Raw genomic sequence first — 16835 nt, 5'->3', positions numbered from 1 at the left:
AGGCTCTAGCTGGCGGAAGCGACCAGCGGCGCGGCGCCGCGGTGCTTCCGGGTGAGCTCACGGTAGGTGGCGGCGTTCCGGCTGCAGTGCTCGATTTCTTCGGGCGTCAGCGGGCGGCGCACCTTTCCGGGGACTCCTGCAACCAGCGATCCCGGCGGAACCTCCATGCCCTCGAGCACCAGCGCGTTGGCTGCGATCAGGGAGCCGGCGCCGATGACGGCGCCATTAAGGACCGTCGCATTCATGCCGATCAGGGTCCCGTCGCCGACGGTGCAGCCGTGCAGCACGGCCCCGTGCCCCACGCTGACCCGGCTGCCGATGCGGGCCGGGTACCCCGGGTCGGCATGGACAACGGCGCAGTCCTGCACGTTGCTGCCGGCACCGATGCTGATGTCCTCCGTGTCCGCCCGCACCACGGCGCCGTAGAAGATTCCGGTGCCGGCGCCTATGGTCGCTGAGCCGACGACGACGGCGGTGGGGGCTATCCAGGTGTCTTCCGTGAGTGCGGGGTTGCGGCCGTCGATGGCAAGGACGTGGGAGGTCATGGGGTTCCTTAGGTGAGGTGGAAGGGCGGTGCCCCACAGAACGTGCGGGGCACCGCCGTCGTCATTCCGTGGTGCCGGGTGAGAAGGCCGCTGCTAGGCGAGGAACGGGACGATCAGTGACGTCACGAAGAGGACCAGTGCCCCGCCGAGGCGGTTGGTCAGGGCGGCGAACGGCATCAGGTGCATGCGGTTCGCGGCGCTGAGGACTGCCACGTCACCGCTGCCGCCGGTGTCCGCCATGACCAGGCCGGGGGTGATGGATGCTTCGACGAAGTTGAACTTCACCAGCCATCCGAGGATGCCGGAGGTCAGGGTCGCGATGACCACGGTGCAGATGGTCAGGAGGATGAACAGCGGGTTGCCCAGCGAGGCGAGGACGTCGGTGATGTCGATATAGGTAAGGCTGACGCCCACCAGGAGTGCGGGAACCAGGACGGCGCCGATCAGGTCGCCCCAGTCCGCCGTGGAGTCTTCGACGTCCTGCGGGAGCAGCCCGAAGATCTTGACGGCGGCGGCCGCGAGGATGGCCCAGGCGTAGGGGTGCAGTGCGGGAAGGAAGCCGGCGACGAGGTTGCCGAACACAAAGAGGCTGCCGGCGATGAGCAGGCCCTTGCCTAAAGCGATGAAGGAGGAGGTGTCCCGCTTCGGCGGCAGGGTGAGTTCGTCGGAGCGGCCCTTGATCCGCAGCAGCTGGCCGTGGCCGTTGAAGCCAACGAAGAGCTGCTTTTTGCGCTTGCCCAGTCCGCTGTAAATTCCGGCGATGAGGATGCAGACGACGTTGGCCATAACCACGGCGGACATAAGGTCACCCATAAAGGTGGCGGAGTCGCCGCCGGTGGCGGAGGCGTACATCTCGGACATTGGCAGCGCGCCGACGCCCAGTCCGCCGGCCATGATGGGTGCGGCGACGAAGAGAATGCCTTCGATGAACCCAAAGCCGGTCAGGGCCCCGATGAGCCCCACCAGGACGAAGGTGGCGATGAGGCACCCCACGATGGGCACCGCGAAGCGTGGTCCCGCCTTGAGCAGGAGTGCCCGCGGCATGCCCAGGATGGAACCGGCGATGATGCCGACGACGAAGAAGTCCAGGAAGCCGTGGCCGTCGATGAAGTTCTGCACTACGGTGACCAGGTTCCCGGGCATCAGGCCGAGGAAGGCCAGCGTGGCGGGGGCAAATGTACACAGGACGGTCGGCAGCCCAAAGTCGCGGACCACGGGGAACAGGTTCCCGATCCAGATGAACAGGCCGCCAAGCAGGATGGTGGTGGCAAAGCCGGCCACCATGGTGTCCGGAAGGTTCCCGGTGAAGGCGGCGGTCAGGACAAGGCCCGCGAGGACGAGGTACAGCGGAGCGGGAAGGCTGGCGATGCGTAGGCCCTGCCGGCCGGGGTAGTGCGTCCCGGGCCGCGGGCCAGCGGTCCGGGTCACCGGATGTTCGATTCCGCCGGCGGGGCCGTGGGAGGACTCGTTCATGGCTGGATCCGTTGGTTGGGTAGAGGATTCCGTGGTGCGTGGACTTGTAGACATCATCGTCTCCAAATGTGAGTAGGAATTGTGAGATGCGCTTGTTTTTCGGGGAGGGGCTTTTAGCGGGCCGGGTCCAGCAGGCCGGCGGCGGGGGAGTGCGCGACGATGTCCCTGGCCAGCCGGACGGCTTCGGCAAGGCGGGCCTCGTCAATGCCGGTGTCGTGGCCTTCTGCGTGCAGGTGCCGGACCAGTTCCTCGGTGGCGATGTTGCCGTGCGCGCCGGGCGCGAACGGGCAGCCGCCGAATCCGCCGAGGGCGGCGTCGAAACGCATGATGCCGGTATCCACGGCGGCGCTGGCGGTCGCCAGCGCCTGGCCGTGGGCGTTGTGCAGGTGCAGATAGTAAATGAGGTCCGGTTCGGCGTCGCGCACGTAGCGCAGACTTGCCATCACCTGCTCCGTAGGCGTAGTGCCCAAGGTGTCGGCAAGCCCGACGTCCCTGATGCCCATGTCCTTGAAGGTGCGGACCACGCGCAGCAGGTGGCCGGGGTCGATGCTCCCTTCGAACGGGCACGTGAAGGCGGTGGAGATGCCGGCGAAAAACCGCGTCTCCGGGTACTTCGATACTGTCGAGGCGAGGCCGGCGAGGGCATCCTCGATGGCCTGCCCGGCGTTGGCATTGCTGTGCGCCTGGCTGGCGGAGGTGACCACCTGGATGTCGGTTGCGCCGGCGGTGACGGCCCGTTCAATGCCCCTGCCATTGAGCGCCAGGCTCGTGTATGTGACCCCTTGAACTGCGGGCAGGGTGGAGATGATGTCGGTGGCGTCGGCCATCTGCGGCACGCGTTTCGGGTTGACGAAGGACGCCGCTTCAATACGTTTGAGCCCTGCTTCGACGAGGGCCTCCGCGATTTCGAGCTTGTGTGCCGTTGATACGATGACCGGTTCGTCCTGCAGCCCGTCGCGCAGGAAGACGTCGGTGATTTCCACGCTCATCTACCGCACCTCCTGCAGTTCGAGCCCGGCAATTTCGTCTGTGGTCATGCCGGCGAGCTCCTTGAGTACCTCTGCTGTGTGCTGGCCCAGTTCGGGGCCCACCCATTTGACGCGGCCTTCGTGGCCGGGGATCTTGGGAACAACGCCCGGGAAGCGGATCAATTCGGGCTCGTTTTCGATAACCACTTCGTGGGTCTGGATCATGTCGCGGGCCAGGTAGTGCTTGTCCACGGCGATGCTGGGCGCGTCGTAGACGGGGCCGGCCGGTACGCCGGCGTCGTCGAGCTTGTCCAGGACTTCGGTGAGGGGCATGCTTCCCGTCCAGGCGGAGATGGCGCCGTTGAGTTCTGCCTCGCGGGCCCCGCGGGCCTCGGTGGCGAGCAGGGTCTGGTCCTCGGCCAGGTCCTCGCGGCCGATGGCCCGCATAAGCCGCACGAACACCGAGTTGGAGTTTCCGCCGATGACCACCTCAAGGTCGTCCCCGCACAGATAGGAGCCGGTGGGTACGACGCCGGGCAGGGCGCCGCCGGTGCGCTTGCGGACCATGCCGTACGCATCGTAGTCCGGGACCAGGGACTCAAGCAGGCTGAAGACACCTTCATAGAGCGCAACATCGACCACCTGCGACGGGCCGGAGGGCAGCCCGCGGGCCTTCTGCAGCATGAGCATCAGTGCGCCAATCACCCCGTAGAGGCCGGCGACAGTATCACCCATGCTGGCAGCCGCGCGGCCGGCAGGACGGTCCGGTTCACCCGTGATGTAGCGCAGTCCGGCGAAGGACTCCGCGGAGCTGCCAAAGCCGGCACGGTTTTTGTACGGGCCGGTCTGCCCGTAGCCGGAGATGCGCACCATGACCATGTCCGGGTTGAGTTCCTGCAGCACGTCCGGGCCCAGGCCCCATTTCTCGAGGGTGCCCGGCCGGAAGTTTTCAATCACCACATCGCACTGTGCGGCAATTTTCTTTACCGCCTCGCGTCCGGCATCGGAGCGGAGGTCCAGCACCACGGATTTCTTGTTGCGGCCGATGGTGCGGAACAGCATGGAGGTTGTGCCGCGGGTCTTGCGCCAGTCCCGCAGTTCGTCGCCTCCCTGCGGCTTTTCGATTTTGATGACCTCGGCACCGAAATCGCCGAAAAGGCGCGCCGCAAACGGGGCCGCGATGAAGCTGCCGAGTTCCAGCACACGGATGCCTTGAAGGGGGAGGGCGTTGCCCTCCAGATGAAGTTCCTGCGTCATGAGGTTCCTGCCTGCGTCTTCGAGTGCAAGATTTCCCACCTAGTGGGAGATGCTTGTCATTCGGCGGATAGACATTGGCACCACTGTGTGACGTGCGCAACAGATTGGCTCATGTTGACCGACACCCCCACCCCGCCTCCCGCCACTTGTAGGCGGCGTCACAGATGCCGTACAGTCGTGGATCAAGCCACTGCTTTCTAATATAGAAATGCAAGTTCTTATATAGAACGAAGCTGGATGATCAGTGAACCCACAGCGAAGTGAGGAAAGTCCATGCAGTTCCACCACCACGGTTACGTATCGGGAGACCCCAGGGTTCAGCCCGCCGCCGGTGTCGGCATCGACCGCCCGGCTGAGCTCCCGGAAGAAGTTGACGTGCTGATTGTTGGCACCGGACCTGCCGGGATGCTTGCTGCCGCGCAGTTGTCGCAGTTCCCGAATGTCACCACCCGGATTGTGGAGCGCCGGCCGGGACGGCTGGCCATCGGGCAGGCCGACGGAATCCAGGCCAGGAGCGTCGAAACCTTCCAGGCCTTTGGATTCGCCGGGAGGATCATCGACGAGGCGTACGCCATCACCGAGATGGCGTTCTGGAAGCCCGACGCCACTGACCCCTCACGCATCATCAGGACAGCGCGCACGCCGGACGATCCCGCCGGGATCAGCGAATTTCCGCACCTCATCGTGAACCAGGCCCGGGTGCTGGACTACTTCGCTGAGTTCATGGCCAATTCACCCACCCGGATGACACCCGATTACGGCTATGAGTTCCAGGACCTTGAGGTCTCCAGCGAGGGGGAGTACCCCGTCACCGTCACGCTTCTCCACACGTCCGGTCCCCTTGAGGGCAGGCAGCGCACCGTCCGGGCAAAGTACGTTGTGGGCGCCGACGGGGCCCGCAGCAAAGTGCGGCAGGCGATCGGCTGCACCCTTGCCGGTGACGCCGCCAACCACGCCTGGGGCGTGATGGATGCCCTCGCCGTCACGGACTTCCCCGATATCCGCACCAAATGCGCCATCCAGTCCGGCTCGGGCGGCAGCATCCTCCTGATCCCGCGCGAAGGCGGCCACCTCTTCCGGATGTACGTTGACCTCGGCGAAGTGGACCCGGACGACAACGGTGCGGTGCGCAACACCACCATTGAAGAGATCATCCAGAAGGCGAACGCCATCCTGCACCCCTACACCCTGGACGTGCGGAACGTCGCGTGGCACAGCGTGTACGAGGTGGGGCACCGCCTCACGGACCGGTTCGACGACGTCCTTCCGGAGGATCGCGGCACGCGTACCCCGCGCGTTTTCATTACCGGGGACGCCTGCCACACGCACAGTGCAAAAGCCGGCCAGGGCATGAACGTCTCCATGCAGGATGGCTTTAACATCGCCTGGAAGCTGGGACACGTGCTCGAGGGCCGCAGCCCGGAAGCCCTGCTCTCCACCTATTCGGAAGAGCGGCAGGTGGTGGCGAAGAACCTCATCGACTTTGATAAAGAGTGGTCCACGATGATGGCGAAGAAGCCGGAGGAATTCGGGGACCCCGCCGAGCTTGAAAACTTCTACGTCAGCACAGCCGAGTTTCCGGCCGGGTTCATGACAGAGTATGCCCCGTCCCTGCTGGTGGCACCCGCCGACCACCAGGACCTTGCCACGGGTTTCCCGGTGGGAAAGCGGTTCAAGTCAGCGCCCGTTGTGCGGGTGGGAGATACCAACCCGGTCCACCTGGGCCACCACGCCACGGCGGACGGCCGCTGGCGCATCTACGTTTTCGCGGACCAGGCCCTTCCGTCAGGAGGGAAGCCGGGGACAGTATCCGCCACGGACCGGTTTGCCGAGTGGATCGCGACCTCGCCGGAATCACCCTTGGCCGCCACGCCGTCGGGCGCTGATCCTGACGCCTGGTTCGATGTGAAGGTGATCTACCAGCAGGAGCATGCCGGCCTGGACTTCGGCGCTGTTCCGGCCGTGTTCAAACCGGCGGTCGGGCCGTTCAAGCTCACCGACTACGAAAAGGTGTACGCCACCGATCCCGCCGCCGATATTTTTGAGCTGCGCGGCCTAAGCCGCGAGGGTGTGGTGGTAGTGGTGCGGCCGGACCAGTACGTGGCAAATGTCCTGCCGCTGACCTCGACAGCTGAGCTCGGGGCCTTCTTCGCTCCCTTGCTGGCCCCTCGCCTGGAGGCATCGCTGGCTAGTGGAGCTGCTCGCTGATCCGCCGGGCTGCTTCTTTGACTGAGCTTCCAACCTGGTCGGGAGCGAGCTGGGCGCTGGGATAAACGACGGCGATGGCGGCGGGCTGGAGTCCCTGCGTGGGTTTGAGCGGGACGGCCACGCCTGTGACCCCCGGCAGGACTTCGTGGTGGCTGACGGCGAATCCCGCTTCGCGGACGGAAGCTACTTCCGGACGGCGGGGCTGGTCTGGAGAAATCGCCTCCCACTGCGAATCGTCCAGGATCGCCTGGATGGCCAGCCCCGGCGCCCCGACGTTCAGCGCGTGGCGGGTGCCGGGCCGCTGGACCACCGCGGCCCGGCTGTGCCGCGGTTCCACGCTGGTCAGCGTGGTGCAGTCCCCGCGGTCCAGCACCACCAGGAAGGCGGTGGCACCGAGCTCGTTGGCGAGGGATGTCAGCTCAGGGAGTGCTGCGGTCTGCAGGTCGCGGGCAACACCGCGGGCCAACGTTGCCAGGCCGGTGCCCAGGACGATGCCCCCGGAGCTGTCCCTGGCGACGAGTCCGTGGTCTTCAAGGGTGCGCAGGATCCTGTACGCAATCGAACGGTGCACGCCCATCCGGGCTGAAATTTCCCCGATGCTGAGCGCCGTCGTTGCCTCGCTCAGGATTTCAAGCATTCTGATGCCGCGGGACAGCGTCTGCGAGTGGGCCGGTGCCGCCCTCCCGCCCTGAAGTGCTGCGTCTGCCATTGCGCCCTGCCCCCCTGTCGTTGCCCGGTCATCCTGCCGTTGTCCAGTGCGTTGGCTCGGTGGAGCAGGCCAGGACCGGCAGTCCCATATTAGAACATGCTTTGCGGTTACCGAACGAGCTGCGGCGGACGCCGTTGGTGAACGCTTACGCGTTCAGCAGCTGCCCCTCGCGCAGGACCATGACCCGGCGGAAGTCCCGGTCCACCGCCACGACGTCGGCGCGCAGGCCCGCGCGGAGGCTGCCAATATCCCGTCGGCCGATGATCGCGGCCGGCACCGCGGTGGCGGATCGGACTGCGGCGGCCGGGTCCACACCGGCTGCAATCGTTCGCCGCACAACGTCCAGCAGGGTGGCCGTCCCGCCCGCCAGGGAACCGTTGCTCCGGAGCCGCGCCACGGCGCCGCTGACGGAAACGGACTGGGGGCCCAGCTCGTAATCGCCGTCAGGCAGCCCGGTGGCGGCCATCGAATCTGTCACCAGGAGCACGTTTTTGGCCCCCACCAGGTCGAACACCATCCGGGTGGTCTCAGGGTCAAGGTGCACGCCGTCGGCAATGAGCTCGACGGCGGCCGTTCCGGATCCTGCCAGCCGGAGGCAGGCGGCGACCGGGCCGGGGCTGCGGTGGTGCAGCGGAGGCATCCCGTTAAACAGGTGCGTGACCGTGGGGCGTGACACCGTGTCCAGTCCGGACGCCGCGAGCAACTCCGCCGCCTCGGTGAGGGAGGCCGCCGTCGTCCGCGCATCCGCATCGGTGTGTCCCAGCGACGGCGTGACGCCGCGTTCGGCGAGCATCCGCACCACGGCGTCCGCACCGGGCAGTTCCGGGGCGAAGGTCATGGTGCGCAGGTATCCGCCGGCCGCGTCGATCAGCTCGCCGAGCAGGCCGACGTCGGGGTCGCGCAGGAACCGGGGATCCTGCGCGCCGCAGCGTGCGTGGGACAGGAAGGGGCCCTCGGAATGGATCCCCGCGATGAGGCCTTCCCGGGCGAGTGCCTTGAGCGTTCCCAAGGCACTCAGCAGGTCTCCGCGCCCCGCGGTCACCAGGCTTGCCAGGAGCGTGGTGGTGCCGCTGCGGTGCAGGAAGTCCACGGCGGTGCGTGCGGCCTGGCTGTCGCCGGTGGGGAAGTCGCCGCCCGCAGCGCCGTGGCAGTGCAGGTCAACAAGGCCGGGCAGGATCATGCTGCCCGGCGGCAGACCGAGTTCCTCAAGGTCAGAGAGGGCGGCGTCCAGCCCGGCGCACGGTCCCACATACGCAATGCGTCCGCCCGCAACCGCTACGACGGCGTTGTCCATGGACAGTCCGTCCGTCAGGACCGTGCCCGCCAGCAGGAAGCTGCCGGGGTTCGCCGCCTGCGGTGTCACGACAAGGCCTCCGCGAACCAGCCGGTGATGGTGGCCGGATGCGTGATGGCTGTTCCGACGACGACGGCAAAGGCGCCCGCATCGAGGCACCGCCTGGCTTGCGCGGGGGTGTGGAGGCGGCCTTCGGCGACGAGCGGCGCACCAAACCCGGCTGCGGCGATCTGCTCGATCAGTTCGAGGTCCGGTCCGTCGGTCTTGGGGCGCTCGCCGGTGTAGCCGGACAATGTGGTGCCGATCAGGTCAGCTCCGGCCTCGACGGCGGCAGCGGCGTCGTCGAAGGAGCCGCAGTCCGCCATGACCAGCGCGTGCGATTCGGCGTGGAGCCCTGCAACGGTCTGCGCCAGGGTCAGCCCGTCGGGACGCCGGCGACGGGTGCCGTCGATCGCCACCACGTGTGCGCCGGCGTTCGCCACAGCCAAGGCGTGCCGGAGGGTGGGGGTGATAAAAACGCCGTCGTGCCCGTCCTTCCACAGCCCGATGACGGGAACCTCGACGGCGGTCCGTGTGAACTGCACGTCGGCCAGCCCCTGGACGCGGATCGCCGCAGCCCCGCCAATAACGGCCGATGCGGCCATCTGTCCCGTGGTGCGGGGATCGCGCAGAGGCTCGCCCGGGTACGCCTGGCAGGAAACGATAAGCTGCCCGCGGAGTGCTTCGAGGGCTTCGGGGGTCAGGATCACGGTGAATTCCTCTGGGATACGGGAGTGGATTAGGAGTCTGCGGTGAGGACCAGCCGCGCGGCGCCCACAATGGCGGCTGCGTTGCCGAGTTTAGCGGGGAGAACGGGAAGTCCGGCCAAAGCGGGCAGGAGTTCGGCGCGGAGGGCGCGTTCCATCGGGCGCCACCAGGGCGCCCCGGCGTCGGCCAGTCCGCCGGACACCACCACCACTTCCGGGTCCAGGATATTGGCGAGGCCGCCCACAGCCTGGCCTGCCGCGGCGGCGCCCCTGCCCACGGCCTGGATAGCGATTGCATCTCCGTGTCCGGCGTGGCCGAACACGGCCCGCGCGTCGGCTGCAGGTGACGCGCCGCCGAGGCGCAGGTACGCCTCCCGGATAGCGGGGCCGGAGGCGATGGCTTCAACATGCCCGGCTCCGCCGCAGACGCAGGGAACAGCTTTACCGTCATGGAACGCGTACGGCGACGCAAAGTGGCCCACGTGCCCGCCAACGTACCGGTGCCCCAGGACCGGCTGCCCGTCGAGCACAAAACTGCCGCCGACGCCGGTGCCGAAGGCCACCAGGAGCGAACTTGCCGTCCCCGCGGCGGCCCCGTTCCAGGCCTCGCCGGTTGCATGAGCATGGACGTCGTTCACCGCCCGCACGGCCGCCGGATCCAAACCGAGCCGCGACGCCAAGCCAGCCGTCAGCTCCGTTCCGGCCCACCCAAGGATCGCATCAGTCGCCGAAACCACCACGCCGCGCCCGGCATCAATCACACCGGCAGAACCAACACCGACCCCCGCCACCTCCAGGCCCTCTGCTTGAGCCTTGGACATGAGCGAAGAAACCAGCGCAGCGGTAGCATCCAAAATGGCGTCCCCGCCATCCCGGTTCAGCGTCGGAACAGTCTCCGAAAACAGGACCGTCCCGTCCCCGGAAACAACCCCGGCAGCAGTCTTAGTGCCCCCAAGGTCAACACCGATCGCGTACGTCATTTTCTTCCTCACAGTGCCAACCCAACGCGGCTGACTAGACGAGCCCGTTGCGTTCCAGGATGCCGCGGATTGCTGACGTTTCGTCGTCGTTCAGGGACAGCATCGGCACGCTCATGGTGTTGGATTCGATGATGCCCATGACCTGGAGGGCGGTCTTGAAGGCGCCGAGTCCTGCCGCGCCGCCGGAGACGCGGCCGTTGGGGGTGTAGACGATCTCGAAGAGGTCGGCGAGGCGGTCCTGTTCGCGGGCCGCGCCTGCCCAGTCGCCGGCCTGGGCGGCGTCGAAGAGGCGCCGGTAGCCGGCCGGGTCCACGTTGCCGAGGCCCGGGACAACGCCCTGGGCGCCGCCGAGAAGGGCGCCGTCCACAACTACTTCGTGGCCGGTGAAGATGTCGAAGCTGGGGATGTCCTTGGCAGCCAGGACCAGCTGGCGGAAGGAGACGTCGTCGCCGGAGGAGTCCTTGACGCCGGCGATCACGCCGTCGCGGCCCAGCCGGACCAGGAGGTCGGTGGGGAGCTTGAAGTGGGTGCGGACCGGGACGTCGTAAGCGAAGATCGGGGTGTCGACGGCGGCGTGGATGGTGCGGAAGTGGGTTTCCGTTTCCGCGGCGTTGCCGATGGCGTAATACATGGAGGTGACCACGATGGCGTCGGCACCCAAATCCACAACCTTGCGCGCTTCCTCGATCACGCGGTTGGTGGTCTGCTCGTTGGCGCCCACGATCAGCGGCACCGCGCCCGCGTTCGCGGCGGCGATGGTGCTGACCACCAGTTCACGCTCGGCGTTGGTCATGTAGGGGACCTCGGCGGAGGAGCCCAGGACGAACAGCCCGGCCACCCCGCCGTCGAGCAGGTGCTTGGTGACGTTGGTCAGCGACGCCGTGTCGATGCTGCCGTCGGCGTGGCGGGGGGTGACGACGGGCGGGATGACGCCCTGGAACTGGGTAGACACAGAATTCTCCGTTGGTTGGTACTGATAAAGGGAAGTGTTAGACGTGGAGCAGGCTTGGGGCGGCGCCCAGCAGCTTCTTCGTGTAGTCGTTGGTGGGGCTGTCAAAGACCTGTGCGGCGGTGCCCTGTTCGACGATTTTGCCGAAGTACATAACGCAGATCCGGTCGGAGACGTAGCGGACGGTCTGGATGTCATGCGAGATGAACACCATGCCGAGGTTCAGCTGGGTCTTCAGGTCGGAGAGCAGGTTCAGCACCTGCGCGCGCACCGAAACGTCCAGGGCCGAGGTCGGCTCGTCCGCCACGATGATGTCCGGATCCAGCGCCAACGCGCGGGCGATCGCCACACGCTGGCGCTGGCCGCCGGAAACCTGCGACGGCGTAACCTCGGCCGCGGACTGCGGCAGGCCCACGAGCGCCAACAGTTCCTTGACCTTGGCCGCGCGGGTTGCCGCCGTGCCGATGCCGTGGATCTGAAGCGGGTCCGTGAGGATGTCCTGGACTGTCATGCGCGGGTTCAGCGCAGTGGACGGGTCCTGGAAGACCACGGACACGGAGCGGCCGAATTCCTTGCGCATGTGGGCGTTCCGCTTGATGGCGGGCTTGCCGTGGAAGAGCACGTCGCCCGACGTCGGCGTCTGCAGTCCCACGAGCACTGACGCGAGGGTGGACTTGCCGCAGCCGGACTCACCCACGATGCCCACGGTTTCGCCGCGGCTGATGCTGAAGTCGACGCCGTCGACCGCCTTGACGATGTTGGGGCGGAAGAGCCCGCCGCCGCGGGCGTGGTGGTAGACCTTCACGTCCTTGAGTTCGATGACCGGCTTGCCGGTTGATTCACTCACTTGGAGTCCTCCTTCAGGTGGCTGGCCCAGTAGTGGTCGGCATCCCCGCCCTGTGCGGACGAAACCGCGGTGAGGACCAGGTGCTGATTCGGGTCGGCGTCGGCACGCAGTGAACGGGCGGCGAAGCGGTCGCCCGGGGCGAAGTCGCGCGGGGACGGGACGGTGCCGGGGATCTGGTGCAGCCGGACGGCGTCGGCCTCGATGGAGAGGACAGCGCCGAGCAGGCCTCGCGTGTATTCGTGCCTGGGGTTCTGCAGCAGCTCGGAAGCCTGCGCGGATTCGACCACCTGGCCGGCGTACATCACCGTGATGCGGTGGGCCAGGGAGGCCACCAGGGCAAGGTCGTGGCTGACGAACACCATGGCGAAGCCGAGCTGCTCACGCAGTTCGTTGAGCAGGTCCACAACCTGCTTCTGGACGGTGACGTCCAGGGCGGTGGTGGGCTCATCGGCGACGACGATCTTGGGCGAGCGGGACAGGGCCATGGCGATCAGGACACGCTGGCGCTGGCCGCCGGAGAGCTCGTGCGGGTAGCTGGCGAGTGTCCGGACCGGATCAAGCTTGACCAGTTCCAGCAGTTCCGCCGGGGTCTTCCGTCCGCCGCGCTTGGTCAGCTGCACCATCTGGTCCTTGATCTTCATGGACGGGTTCAGGGAGCTCAGGGCGTCCTGGTAGACCATGGCGATCTGCTCGCCGCGCAGGCCCTCGTAGGCCTTGACGCTGCTGTGCTTGGTGGCCGGATCGAGGAGTTCCTTGCCGTCGAACTTGATGGACCCGGTGACCACAGCGGTCTTGGGCAGCAGGCCCATGACCGCGAGGGACGTGATGGACTTGCCGCAGCCGGATTCGCCCACCAGGCCCATGGTTTCGCCTTCGCGGACGGTGAAGGAGACGTTATCCACGATCGCGGTGTCGCCGAAGCGGCCGGGGAAACGGATGGACAGATTCCTGACCTCCAGGACGTTGCGGGCATCCGCCGGGACCTGGGGGAGCCGGTCGGTGCGCTTGGCCTCGATGGCTGCGAGCAGTTCCAATTCCCTGTCCAGCAGGAGGTGCGGGTTGACCGCGGCCAGTTTGGGATCGGAGAGGATGGCGGACTCGGTGTAGCGCTCCTCGGTGAGGACGTCGCCGTAGGCGGCGCGGACGCCGTCGAGCTCGTGCTCCTCCACCACCGAGGGCTGGGCAACCGAGGTGGCCACCTCAGTGTCAACGGCGGCACCCACCGCAGCGCCGGACACGGCGGCTGCGGTGCCGTCGTCGTCCTTCACAACGGGTGCCTTGCGCAGCTTCGGGTTCACCATGGCATCGGTGAGGCCCTCGGCGAGGATGTTCAGGGACAGCACGGTGAGCAGGATGGTGAGGCCGGCGAAGGTGGTGGCCCACCAGCCGCCGGACAGGACCAGGTTGCGGCCGTAGGAGATCACGTTGCCCCAGGACGGTGCGGGGTCCTGGACGCCGGCGCCAAGGAAGGACAGCGAGGCTTCGAGGATGATGGCGTCGGCCACCATCACCGTGGCGAACACCAGCACGGGGGCGGCGGTGTTGCGGACGATGTGCTTGAGCAGGATGTAGAAGCGGCCGGCACCAATCACGCGCTCGGCACGGACGTAGTCTTCGCCGTATTGGGAGAGCACGTTGGCGCGGACCACGCGGGCCAGCTGCGGCGTGTAGATGATGGCAATCGCGATGATGATGGTCGGAACCGAGTTGCCGAACGCGGCCAGCAGCACCGCGGCCAGGGCGATGCCCGGGAACGCCATCAGGATGTCCATCAGGCGCATGATCAGTTCGTTCACGGCCTTGCTGGAGGTCGCGGCCAGGGAGCCCAGGAGGGCACCCGCCAGGATGGCCAGGAGGACGGCGCCGAGGCCGATCATCAGCGAGGACTGCGCGCCGAAGAGGATGCGTGAGAAGATGTCGCGGCCCAGGCGGTCGGTGCCGAAGAAGTGCTCGGCGCCGGGCGGGGTGGCCGGGATGAAGGTTTCCAGCGGATCGTGCGGGGCGATAACCGGGGCGAACACGGCCGCGAGCACAATCATGATGAGGAAGAGGAGGGCGATGCGGGAGCCCCACGGGAGGGCCTTGAAGCGGATGCCCGGGGCACTCAGCCGTTCAGCAAGCTTGCTGCGCATGAGCTATACCGTCCTGATTCGGGGGTTGATGAGCAGGTACAGGAGGTCCACCACGATGTTCACCAGAACGAAGGTGACGGAGATGGTGAGCACCACGCCTTGGACCAGGTTCACGTCCAGGTTGGTGATGCCGTTGAGGATCAGCTGGCCCATGCCGGGCAGGGCGAAGATCATTTCAATCACGACGGCGCCGCCGAGCAGGTAGCCCACGCGCAGTCCCAGCACGGTCACGGGAGTCACCAGTGCGTTGCGGAGGACGTTCTTGGAAACGACCTCGCGGTAGGGGACGCCGTTGCCGATGGCGGTGCGGACGTAGTCCCGGTCCAGTTCCTCCACCATCGAGGTGCGGACCACGCGGATCAGCGAGGCCGAGACAGGGATGCCGAGCGCGAGGGCGGGGAGTGCCATGGAGTTCAGCCAGCCGCCGAAGCCGGATTCCGGCGTCGCGATGCCGCCCGAGGGGAACATCGGGCTGGCGCCCAGGGCGAACCACTGGATCAGCAGGATGCCCAGCCAGAATGACGGCGTGGCGATCGCGGCGATCGAGAAGACCCGGACCAGCTGGTCCTGCCACTTGTCGCGGTAGAGGGCGCCGAGGATGCCGAACGTCAGGGACAGGACGATGGCGATGAGGACGCCGAGGAAGGTCAGCTGGAGCGTCAGGGGGAACGCGGAGCCGATCATCGAGGCCACTGATTTGGCCGGCGGGGTGGTGACGCCGAGGTCGAACTGCAGCAGCTTGCCGAGGAAGCTGACGTACTGGAGGACCAGCGGATCGTTCAGGCCGTTCTCCTGGCGGTACTGCTCTTTCGCCTCTTCTGAGGCGCCATCGCCGAGGGCCGAGCTTGCCTGGTCGCCGGGGGCGGCCTGCAGTACGAGGAAGACGAGCAGGGTGATGCCCAGGATCATCAATGGCAGTGCTGCGAGTCTGCGGCCGAGCAGACGCAATATCGTGACCAATTTGTTCTCCGGTGTGTTTGGGTGCTGCAGTTCAGAATGCTGCGAGGCCTGCTCGGCGCTGCTCCCCCGGGGATGAGGGGCGCAGGGCAGGCCTCGCAACGCAAGGGGGCTGCTTAGGAGGTGCGTCCGACGTCGATGAACGACATGCCGGTGGTGGGCAGCGGCTTGAAGCCGTTGAGCTTCTTGTCGTCCCAGGCGGAGGGCAGCTGGCGGTGGAAGATCGGGTAGAGGGGGAGTTCGTCGGAGACGAGGTCCACGATTTCGCCGGTGATCTTCTTGGCGTCAGCTCCGGAAGCCTGGGAGCCCTTATCCATCAGTTCCTGCAGCTTGGTGCGTTCCGGGGTGGTCCAGTAGGCGCGCTTTTCCATCCAGGTGGCTCCCGAGTAGAACCAGCTCAGGAGCAGGTCAGCATCGTTGCCGAAGACTGACGGGTCACCCGGGGCGGCAACCACGGAGTAATCGCCGGCGCCGACACGGTCCGTGTACAGGGCGCCGGACTGGATGCTCTTGACGGAGACCTTCATGCCCGGGATCTTGTTCCAGGACTCGAGGATCAGCGGGGCGACGTCCTTGACCCAGGCGGTGTCGGTGGTCAGCAGCTCGAATTCGAGGCTGGTCACGCCGGCTTCCTTGAGCAGGTCCTCGGCCTTTTTGGCGTCGTAGCCGTAGACGTTCTTGGCCTTGACGTAGTCCGGGTGGCCTTCCTGGAAGTAGGAGCTGGCGGGCTTGGCGTTGCCGAACAGGGCCTTCTTGATGATGGCGTCCTTGTCCAGGCCGTAGTGCAGGGCCTGGCGGACCAGCTTGTTGTTGAACGGCGCCTTGTTGCAGTTGAACATCAGGAACATGAGCCCGAAGGACTGGACTGATTCAACCTTGACCCTGGACTTGAGGCCGTCGATGTCCAGGTAGGGAACGTCTTCGATGGCCTGGACGCGGCCGGACTGGACGGCGGTGACGCGGGCTGCGGCGTCGGAGAGGAGGAGCCAGGTCATGCTCTTGGCCAGTGCCGGCTTGGGGCCGTTGTAGCCGGCGAAGGCTTCGAAGACGATCTTGTCGTCCTTGACGGCGGAGATCAGCTTGTAGGGGCCGGTGCCGACGGGCGCGGCGTCGAAGGCCTTGAGGTCCGTGGCCAAGGCCTTGGGGACAACCTTGACCACGGAGATGCGGGGGCCGAAGCCGGGGAACGCGTACTTCAGGGTGAACTCGACCGTCGTGGCGTCGACGGGCTTCACGTCCTGGATGAACGGGATGAACTGCGAGAACAGCGACTTGTTGGCCGGGTCCATCACGCGGGTGAAGGAGAAGGCAACGTCCTCGGTGGTGACCGGGGTGCCGTCGTGGAACGTGGCACCGTCGCGGATGGTCACCTGGTAGGTGGTGTCGTTGACCTTCTTGGGGTCTGCCGCGGCGAGGGCGTTGTACGGTTCGCGGGTGGCCGGGTGCAGTTCGATGAGGCCTTCGAAGATGTGCAGGTTGGCGGCCATCGGCGTGGCGCCGGAGGAGCTCAGCGGGTCGAAGCCGGTAGAGAGGGCGTAGGAGATGCCCGCCTCGATGGTGAGGTCCTTGTTTACTGCAGCGGCGCTCGCGGAGCTTCCGGTGCTGGTGGGGGCCGGGCTGCCGCAGGCGGCAACTGAGGCGGTGAATGCTGCGGCGGCACCCATGGCGCCGGTCAGCTTGAGGAAGTTCCGGCGGCTGGCGTCATTGACCAGCGGCAGATTCTTGGTGATGTTGTTCATTAAAGCCTCGCCATTCCAGAAGGTTTATCGG

General features: G+C 66.6%; 14 protein-coding genes. 1 reads left to right on the top strand and 13 read right to left on the bottom strand.

The annotated features are described in order from the left end of the window. Window positions 1–5: 5 nt before the first annotated feature. From GUV69_RS13600 to GUV69_RS13585, 4 genes are all read right to left on the bottom strand, one after another. Window positions 6–545 (bottom strand): gamma carbonic anhydrase family protein, encoded by a 540-nt coding sequence (locus tag GUV69_RS13600; RefSeq protein ID WP_164203189.1) that lies wholly within the window; start codon window positions 543–545, stop codon window positions 6–8. A gap of 93 nt (window positions 546–638) precedes the next feature. Then, window positions 639–2018 (bottom strand): 2-hydroxycarboxylate transporter family protein, encoded by a 1380-nt coding sequence (locus GUV69_RS13595; RefSeq protein WP_164203186.1) that lies wholly within the window; start codon window positions 2016–2018, stop codon window positions 639–641. 113 nt (window positions 2019–2131) lie between these two features. Then, window positions 2132–3007, bottom strand: a complete 876-nt coding sequence (locus tag GUV69_RS13590) for a hydroxymethylglutaryl-CoA lyase (RefSeq protein ID WP_164203182.1) — start codon at window positions 3005–3007, stop codon at window positions 2132–2134. Continuing rightward, window positions 3008–4243, bottom strand: a complete 1236-nt coding sequence (locus tag GUV69_RS13585) for a CaiB/BaiF CoA transferase family protein (protein WP_164203180.1) — start codon at window positions 4241–4243, stop codon at window positions 3008–3010. A gap of 273 nt (window positions 4244–4516) precedes the next feature. On the opposite strand from GUV69_RS13585, the gene GUV69_RS13580 reads away from it, so the two are divergent. After that, window positions 4517–6451, top strand: a complete 1935-nt coding sequence (locus GUV69_RS13580) for an FAD-binding monooxygenase (RefSeq protein ID WP_164203177.1) — start codon at window positions 4517–4519, stop codon at window positions 6449–6451. On the opposite strand, the gene GUV69_RS13575 is transcribed toward GUV69_RS13580, so the two are convergent. From GUV69_RS13575 to GUV69_RS13535, 9 genes are all read right to left on the bottom strand, one after another. Next, on the bottom strand, window positions 6432–7160 hold the full coding sequence (locus GUV69_RS13575; protein WP_164203176.1) for an IclR family transcriptional regulator: 729 nt from the start codon (window positions 7158–7160) through the stop codon (window positions 6432–6434). The two genes, GUV69_RS13580 and GUV69_RS13575, sit on opposite strands and share 20 nt — an antisense overlap. A gap of 145 nt (window positions 7161–7305) precedes the next feature. Next, on the bottom strand, window positions 7306–8454 hold the full coding sequence (locus GUV69_RS13570) for an N-acetylglucosamine-6-phosphate deacetylase (protein WP_164206540.1): 1149 nt from the start codon (window positions 8452–8454) through the stop codon (window positions 7306–7308). 65 nt (window positions 8455–8519) lie between these two features. Continuing rightward, the gene (locus tag GUV69_RS13565) at window positions 8520–9203 is read right to left on the bottom strand and encodes an N-acetylmannosamine-6-phosphate 2-epimerase (RefSeq protein WP_164203174.1); all 684 of its coding nucleotides are present in this window, start codon (window positions 9201–9203) and stop codon (window positions 8520–8522) included. A gap of 29 nt (window positions 9204–9232) precedes the next feature. After that, the gene (locus GUV69_RS13560; protein ID WP_164203172.1) at window positions 9233–10180 is read right to left on the bottom strand and encodes an ROK family protein; all 948 of its coding nucleotides are present in this window, start codon (window positions 10178–10180) and stop codon (window positions 9233–9235) included. Window positions 10181–10214: 34 nt separating this feature from the next. Then, window positions 10215–11132, bottom strand: a complete 918-nt coding sequence (locus GUV69_RS13555) for a dihydrodipicolinate synthase family protein (protein WP_164203171.1) — start codon at window positions 11130–11132, stop codon at window positions 10215–10217. Between the two features lie 37 nt (window positions 11133–11169). Then, window positions 11170–11976: an ATP-binding cassette domain-containing protein gene (locus GUV69_RS13550; protein WP_164203170.1), complete on the bottom strand. Its 807-nt coding sequence runs from the start codon at window positions 11974–11976 to the stop codon at window positions 11170–11172. Beyond that, on the bottom strand, window positions 11973–14108 hold the full coding sequence (locus tag GUV69_RS13545; RefSeq protein WP_164203169.1) for a dipeptide/oligopeptide/nickel ABC transporter permease/ATP-binding protein: 2136 nt from the start codon (window positions 14106–14108) through the stop codon (window positions 11973–11975). Before GUV69_RS13545 ends, GUV69_RS13550 begins: the two co-directional genes overlap by 4 nt. Before the next feature lie 3 nt (window positions 14109–14111). Then, entirely contained in the window at window positions 14112–15068 is a 957-nt protein-coding gene (locus GUV69_RS13540; protein ID WP_167525093.1) for an ABC transporter permease, read from the bottom strand. Window positions 15069–15181: 113 nt separating this feature from the next. Further along, window positions 15182–16804 (bottom strand): ABC transporter substrate-binding protein, encoded by a 1623-nt coding sequence (locus GUV69_RS13535; RefSeq protein ID WP_164203167.1) that lies wholly within the window; start codon window positions 16802–16804, stop codon window positions 15182–15184. Window positions 16805–16835: the final 31 nt, after the last annotated feature.

The sequence above is a fragment of the [Micrococcus luteus] ATCC 49442 genome, from assembly GCF_010367585.1.
In the GTDB taxonomy this organism is placed as follows: Bacteria; Actinomycetota; Actinomycetes; order Actinomycetales; family Micrococcaceae; genus Arthrobacter; species Arthrobacter luteus_A.
The sequence above is the reverse complement of the archived record's forward strand: the minus strand, read 5'-3'. Positions and strand labels throughout refer to the sequence as shown.